At 63.4% G+C, this 6490-nt stretch carries 5 protein-coding genes and 1 pseudogene; all 6 read right to left on the reverse strand.

Features of this window, described 5'->3' with window-relative positions; translation table 11 throughout:
- A pseudogene (locus ACILRA_RS18115) lies at window positions 1-304 on the reverse strand (hypothetical protein); the annotation flags it as partial.
- Between the two features lie 336 nt (window positions 305-640).
- Window positions 641-2962, reverse strand: a complete 2322-nt coding sequence (locus ACILRA_RS18120) for a PriCT-2 domain-containing protein (protein ID WP_395663466.1) — start codon at window positions 2960-2962, stop codon at window positions 641-643.
- Window positions 2962-3186, reverse strand: a complete 225-nt coding sequence (locus ACILRA_RS18125; protein WP_395663467.1) for a DUF6511 domain-containing protein — start codon at window positions 3184-3186, stop codon at window positions 2962-2964. The genes ACILRA_RS18120 and ACILRA_RS18125 overlap by 1 nt, the downstream gene beginning before the upstream one ends.
- Entirely contained in the window at window positions 3183-4928 is a 1746-nt protein-coding gene (locus ACILRA_RS18130) for a DEAD/DEAH box helicase (RefSeq protein WP_395663468.1), read from the reverse strand. Before ACILRA_RS18130 ends, ACILRA_RS18125 begins: the two co-directional genes overlap by 4 nt.
- Window positions 4925-5833, reverse strand: coding sequence for a PD-(D/E)XK nuclease family protein (locus ACILRA_RS18135; protein WP_395663469.1), 909 nt, complete (start codon window positions 5831-5833; stop codon window positions 4925-4927). The genes ACILRA_RS18130 and ACILRA_RS18135 overlap by 4 nt, the downstream gene beginning before the upstream one ends.
- Window positions 5834-5869: 36 nt before the next feature.
- Complete coding sequence (locus ACILRA_RS18140; RefSeq protein WP_395663470.1) at window positions 5870-6241, reverse strand: hypothetical protein; 372 nt, start codon at window positions 6239-6241, stop codon at window positions 5870-5872.
- Between the last annotated feature and the right edge of the window lie 249 nt (window positions 6242-6490).

Consider the following 6490-nt stretch of genomic DNA (forward strand, 5'->3'; position numbering starts at 1 on the left):
GAGCCTCACACCACGCCGTCAGCGTGGCGAGCAGACCACCGTGGACATGTGCCGCGTCCGTGCCGATATGTCGGCGCACTTCCTCAAAGTACACGGCATCGATACCGCCAGTGATCTCCAGCGTCTGATCGAGCCACTTGCCGAAGCGCAGATAGCGCATGCCACCGCCCTCGAAGCGGCTTGGCCGGAATTCCGCCGTGCCGTGGACGATGCGGCACCGGCTGGTTCGGACAGCCCAGCCGGTGGTGGTGGTGCCCAAATCGAGGGCAAGGATGCTCGCGGTATGATCGGGGGATTGGGTCATGACGACCTCCTCTTCGGGTTGGCGGCCGGGGCGAAGCCGCTGTCCGGTGAGGGAGGCGCATCGCCCGGGCCCGAAAGGGGTCTGGTCTGGTCAGTCGGTTCTATTCGTCAATTCGTCAAACAGGATTTTGACGAGTTGTTGATGAATAGATTCAGGCTTATTCTATTGTAATATATATATATTATTGATTACTAGGTGTATTCGTCAATTCGTCACTACAGCACCCCTCCCTCGAACTTCCTCCAATTCCACCCCATAGGGGTAACCTCTCTCTGGGTGACGCTTGACGAATTGACGAATAGAAAAATGGAATCGAAATCAATAGCTTGACCCCTCCTATTCGTCATTTGACGCCTTGTTGACGTTTGACGAGTTGCCTTGGCGAACGCGGTAGAGAATCGCGCGACGGCCATGGTTGCGAAGCAGTTCTGAGCGGATCTGCTCGCCCTCGACCAGCGCTTCGATGATATCGCGCCGGAGCTTGGGATCGATGAATTGGCACTTTCGCGTGAGCTCATTGTGCCGGATGCCTTCCTTTCCTGCCTCGCGCACGAATTCGAGCACCTGCTTGTGATAACGTTCCATGTCGTTGTTGGCGAGATGGCGCTCGGCCTGAACGAGAAGAGTTGCAGCGCAGTGTTCCACCAACTCCCGCGCCCAGACCGCATCCACGCGGCGGATGACGGGCGCCGCGGGATTGGCGCTGACCGCCTTGATGAGGGCCACCTTCGCAGCGTTCTCCCAGACGCGAGCGAGTACCGCCCCCTGATCGGTGCCGATCGCCGCGCGCTGCCGCATGGTCATGTGATCGTCCAGCTCATCGAATATGGCACGCGCCTCCTCGTCCATAGGCACGACCAGGCTCTCGGGCCGCGTGGACGGTGCACCTGTCGCAGCGAGGTTTCCCGCGCCCTTCACGCCGACCCCGGCAACAGCGAGGATTGCGTCCATCAGGTCAACGGGAAGGTCCGTAGCCGTTCCCGGCTGACGGTTCCGATCGGGAATGCCCTCCTCGCTGCGGAAGATGAGAAACCGCGCCAGGCTGCCGTCCTGCAGGGCGCCGCTGTTGAGCGCCTCCCAGAACGGCCCCGGGGCGGTGACACCATGGATACAGGCGCAGGGCTCAATGATATCCTGCCGTGGGCGCTCGCGCTGGTCCGCATATTCGGCGCCGAAGAAGGTGGTGCCGGCGCTGGTAGCCAACTCCGTGAACAGGTCCCAGATCTCGGTGAGATGTTTCGGCGCCCGGCGCTTGTCGACGACGTTGGCGACGAACTTGCCGAACTCGTCGATCTGGAACAGCGATGCAGGCTGCCGCGACAGGGCGGTAATGAGCCCTGCCCCGGAAGCAAGCCGCTCACCACCGAGGTGTGCCGCAAGGCCTCCCTGGACGAAGACCTCCTTGATCACCTTGCGCGCATGATCCTTGCCGCCACCGCTCTCGGCGATGCCGAGAACATAGATGTTGGAGCGCAAATTGCTCTCGGTTCGCACCTTGCGGCCCATGAGGGAGCCCAGCGCCGCCAGAGCAGCACCGACCGCGAGCCAGGGCTGCGGGCGGATTGCTGTGACAAGGATGTGGTTCACCAGAAGGCCGAGCGCACCATCCAGCCGGTCGAGCGCGGGAACGGGCGGAATGACCAGGCGTGGGGTATCGCTCGCCTGCGCGGCACCCCCCGCACCTGCGCTGATCTTTTCCAGCAGCGCCGTCGCCGGATGCTTTTCTGCCTTGGTGGCAGTACCATCCAGCACAAGCCCGGCATCCGGCTTCCAGCCGCGCTCCATGGCGAGATGATAGATCGTGCCCGCCCCGATGGTATTCGGCTTGAACGACGCCCAGTTCCTGGCCGTGAAGGCATCGTCATTCTTGGCGGCCTGGGCCGACCAGGAGGCGAAGAGCTCTTCGCCTGCATCACCCACGGCGCCCTTGAGCGCAAGCCCGATGCGGACCCAGCTGTCATAATCCAGCTCAGCGTTGGGAATGAATGCCAGCGCTGCGCGAATGGCCGACATGGTACCAGCCTGTGCGTGGGAGGGGGCAATAGCTGCGGGCCCTCCGCCCGCGAGCGTCACATGCCGCATGCCCTCCGGCAGAAGCGCCGAGGCTTCTTCGAGGAACGCGCGCGCCATGTCCTCGTCGATCTCAGGCAGGCTGGCGATATCGATGTCCGCCAAACCTTCTTCCGGCCAGGAATAAGGTTCGCCCGTGTCCGGATGAACGGCATAGGCCACGAACTGCTGACCAAGGCAGAGCACTTCCAGCGGATGGCGCTTGATGCCCTTGAAGGGCGATGCCGTCCGATAGACCAGCATGCGCTTGGGCGCCCGGCCAATGCGCACGGCAGACGTATCACCGAGCCGCTCGCGCGCAAGCTTCTCGATTTCGAGCGCGAGAGCCGGGTCCTCGGCAATGTCGATGTCCATTGCCGCGACCGCCCCGCCCACGATGCCGATGCCGCAGCCCGGCCAGCGTGACCAGGACTTGAGCTCGATCTCGGTGGTTGAACGCGCCGCATGGCGGTTCCATTCCGGATAATCGCTCCATTTGCCCCGCGCATGGCGGCCCGGTTTCTTGGTTCCGGGCGCGATCGGCAGGATGGAATAGCCATTGGTCAGCAGGCGTTCGCCGTAGCGCGCCATGAAGTTTTCTGTTTTCATCAGAAGGGTACTCCCTCTTTCATGGCGTCAAGCCGGTTTCTGTCGGTAGACGCAAGTTCACGGAGGCAATCGCAGTAGCCCGTGACCACGCATTCAATGAATGTGGACCACTCCTCCACCGTGAAGGTGGCGAGATCGGTCTTGCCGATGCTCTCGAGATACTCGCCGCCCATCTGGCCGCCACGCTCCATGGCCGCCTTCTCGTTTGGTGTCGGGTCGATCATGCCTTTCCTCCCGTGACAGATGTCCTGGCAGACACGGCTGCAGAGCCGTTTTCGACTTGCGTCCCGCCGGGGGTCGGAAGCCTGGTAGACTGGGTCGAACCAGCCATGGTGGAGCGGTTCACGGTGGCAGACGGCGCAGAGGCCTTCCGGGTTGTGATGCATGCTTCGAACCTGTGTTTGGAGACTTCGGTGAACTGTCCGTTCGAACGGACGAAGATATGGCTCGGGCGCAGCAGGCCACCGGCCGCATTCAACGCCTCGTCCACGGTCCGCGGTATCGGCACGAATGATGGCGCGCGGCGCTGCCACCAGCCCTCCGCCTTGAGCCGGGCATAGCCCTGGTGCTCCAGGCACACCCATTCCTTGTGAATGACCAGGCCGCAGTGGTATTCGACGCGCAGGGAAGTCGGGCTGCCCTCCTTCGTGTGCTTCTTGTAGGAGACGGAGGTGACCTCGATCCAGCGATCACGCCGCCCAGACAGGATTGCAAGTGTCGACGCTGTGGGCGCAATCTTGACGACCTCGCGCGGGAACTCGTAGCCGCACTCCGGACAGGCCCGGACAGCCGACGGCACGATGGCATCGCACTCGGGGCACAGCTTTGTCGGTGCCGCTCCGTCGCCGGCCTCGCCGGGCTTCTTCGGGCGCACGAGGTCGATGGGACCGTGGCGGCTGACATTGCCGGCGAAGTCGAGAACCAGGCAGTTCCGCTTGTCCGGCGCCAACCGTGTACCGCGCCCGGCCATCTGGACGTAAAGCCCGGCGGACTTGGTGGGACGCAGCATGGCGATGAGGTCAACCGCCGGGGCGTTGAAGCCGGTGGTCAGCACGCCCATGGAGGCGAGCGCCCGGATCTCCTGACGCTTGAACGCGGCAATGATGCCGTCACGCTCATCCTTTGGCGTATCGCCGAAGATAGTCTCGCAGGAGATGCCGCGGCTGCGGAACTCCTCGGCGACATGGCGGGCGTGATCGACGCCGGAGCAGAAGGCCAGCCATGACTTCCGATCTTCACCATAGGCGATGATCTCGGACACGGCGGCCCGTGTGATGGCCTCCTTGTCGACCGCTGCCTGCAACTCGCTGGCGATGAACTCCCCACCGCGGCTGCCGACGCCCACCACACTGAGCTTCGTCTTCGGCTGCTTACTGATGAGCGGGCAAAGATAGCCCTGGTCGATCAGCTCGCGCACCGAGATCTCATAGGCGATGTCGGTGAACAACGCCCCCTCGCCCTCATGCAGCATGCCGCTCTCGAGCCGATAGGGCGTCGCCGTGAGGCCAATCACCTTGAGCTTCGGGTTGATGGCAGTGAGCTCGTAGAGGAATCGACGGTACATGGTTGCCGAGACGGTCGGGATCAGATGCGCCTCGTCTATGAGGACGAGATCGCAGTGACCGATCTCGGCAGCCTTGCGGTGCACCGACTGGATGCCTGCGAAGAGAATGCGCGCATCCGCCTCGCGCCGCCCAAGTCCGGCGGAATAGATCCCCGCCGGAGCCTCGGGCCACAGCCCCACCATCTCAGCGTGGTTCTGGGCAATGAGCTCACGGGAATGCGTGACGACAAGGATGCGTTGGTCGGGCCAGGTCCTGAGCACGCCCTCGGAGAACGCCGAAAGTACCAGGGATTTCCCCGCAGCTGTCGGAAGGACCAGCAGCGGGTTGCCCTTGTGGTCCTCGAAATAGGCGTAGATGGCGTCGATGGCGTCCTGCTGGTAGGGGCGAAGGGTCAGCATCATTCCGACTCCTCTTCGCCACGCACAACATTGACCCAATCCGTGCCGTTTTTCATGCGATAGACGACGAAGTTTTCAGTCGCATCGATGACCTCACCGTTGACAAGATCAGGAATGAACAGATGGTCTCGGCAACCATTGAGCTGCTGGCCAAAATCCCTCATCCGATCGTGCCGGGCGCAGTGCCAGCCGCCTTCGACGGGCGTGGAATGCAGGCAGGTCCGGCAATTGACGGCAGCCATTGCGCCCTCGTGGCAAACGGCACGGTGGCTGCACATGCGGCACTCGAACCAGGCGGGATCCTCGCTGATGCGGGACGGCGGGCGAGCCGCATCGATGATGCGCGAGGCTTTGGCCAGCAGCCTTTCGGCCTGGGCAGGATCCGCTTCGATCCTCTCGGCATAAAGCGCATCGGTGTCCTTGCAGACAGCGAGGTAGAAGGCCCGGGTCAGCCCCATCAGATGCATATAGATCTGCATCTGCGCGGCATGCTGCGGTTTGGACGCCGCAACGCCCTTGGCCACCAGTTGAGCATAACTCTTCGCGGAATGGGTCTTGAACTCGAGCACATGCCACGTTCGGGGCGACTCGCGGAGACCGACGGCAAGCCCATCAAGCGAGCCGCCGAAGTGCCCGGAGAGTGCTTCGACCTTGAACTGGCGGCCGGTCTCGGGATCGACCTCGAGCACGGTAGCGCCGCTGGCGCGCAGATCGCGCACCAGCCGCTCTTCCTCAAGATGCCCGGTCTGAAAGAGTCGCAGAATGCGGCCGCTGTGCTGAGCAGCCGTCACCCAGCGGAAGTCATACCAGAGCGCGCGCTCGCAGGGCTTGCCGATGAGCGATGCGCCGAGATGCTCGCGGAAACCCTCATTGCGCCCATCTTCGTAGGCGGAATAGATGGCTTCCACGGTTGCCATGAACATGGGAGGAATCTTGACCATTATTCAGCCCTCCCCTGCGGTGAGGCGATGCGCCTCGTTCAGAACGGCGGCCCAGCTCGCGTCATCATGCTCGCGGCGCACCACTTCGATGATCGCGTCCTTGAGGGTGGCCTTGCGCGTGGCGGCGGCAGGGGTCGTGGCAAGCAACTCCGCGCGTTCGCGCTGCAGATGACGCAGCGCCGTCTTGGCGCGGTGGAACCAGCCGGGATCGATCCTCTTGCCCTTGGCCTGGCGCTCGAGATCGGCGGCGGCAATCTGGGTGTGGATGCGGGCGATATTGTCGTCGAGGGCGGCAAGCCGCAGCCTGCGCATGTCAGTGGTAGCTCCGGGCAAGGCTCCGGCGGCCGCTGAATCAGCGGAAAGAAGGGTATCCATCGATGTCTCCGTCGTTTTGAGGGGAACACCGCCGCCGGATGTCAGAAAACGTCCGGCGGCGGTTACTCAGTCAGTCCTCAGGCCTTGGCCTTCCACGGCGCGGCGTTGGGGCGAGCGGGCGCAGTGGGCGTCGCGCCGGAGGACGGGCGCGCAGGGCGCTGCGGCGCTGCCGGGCGTGCAGGCGCCGTGGCGGGCTCATCCTTCGGCACAAGGTAACGGATCTGGTTGCGTTCCTGCCCGCCGTCCTTG

The sequence above is a fragment of the Aestuariivirga sp. genome (genome assembly GCF_044239095.1).
Classification (GTDB): domain Bacteria; phylum Pseudomonadota; class Alphaproteobacteria; order Rhizobiales; family Aestuariivirgaceae; genus Aestuariivirga.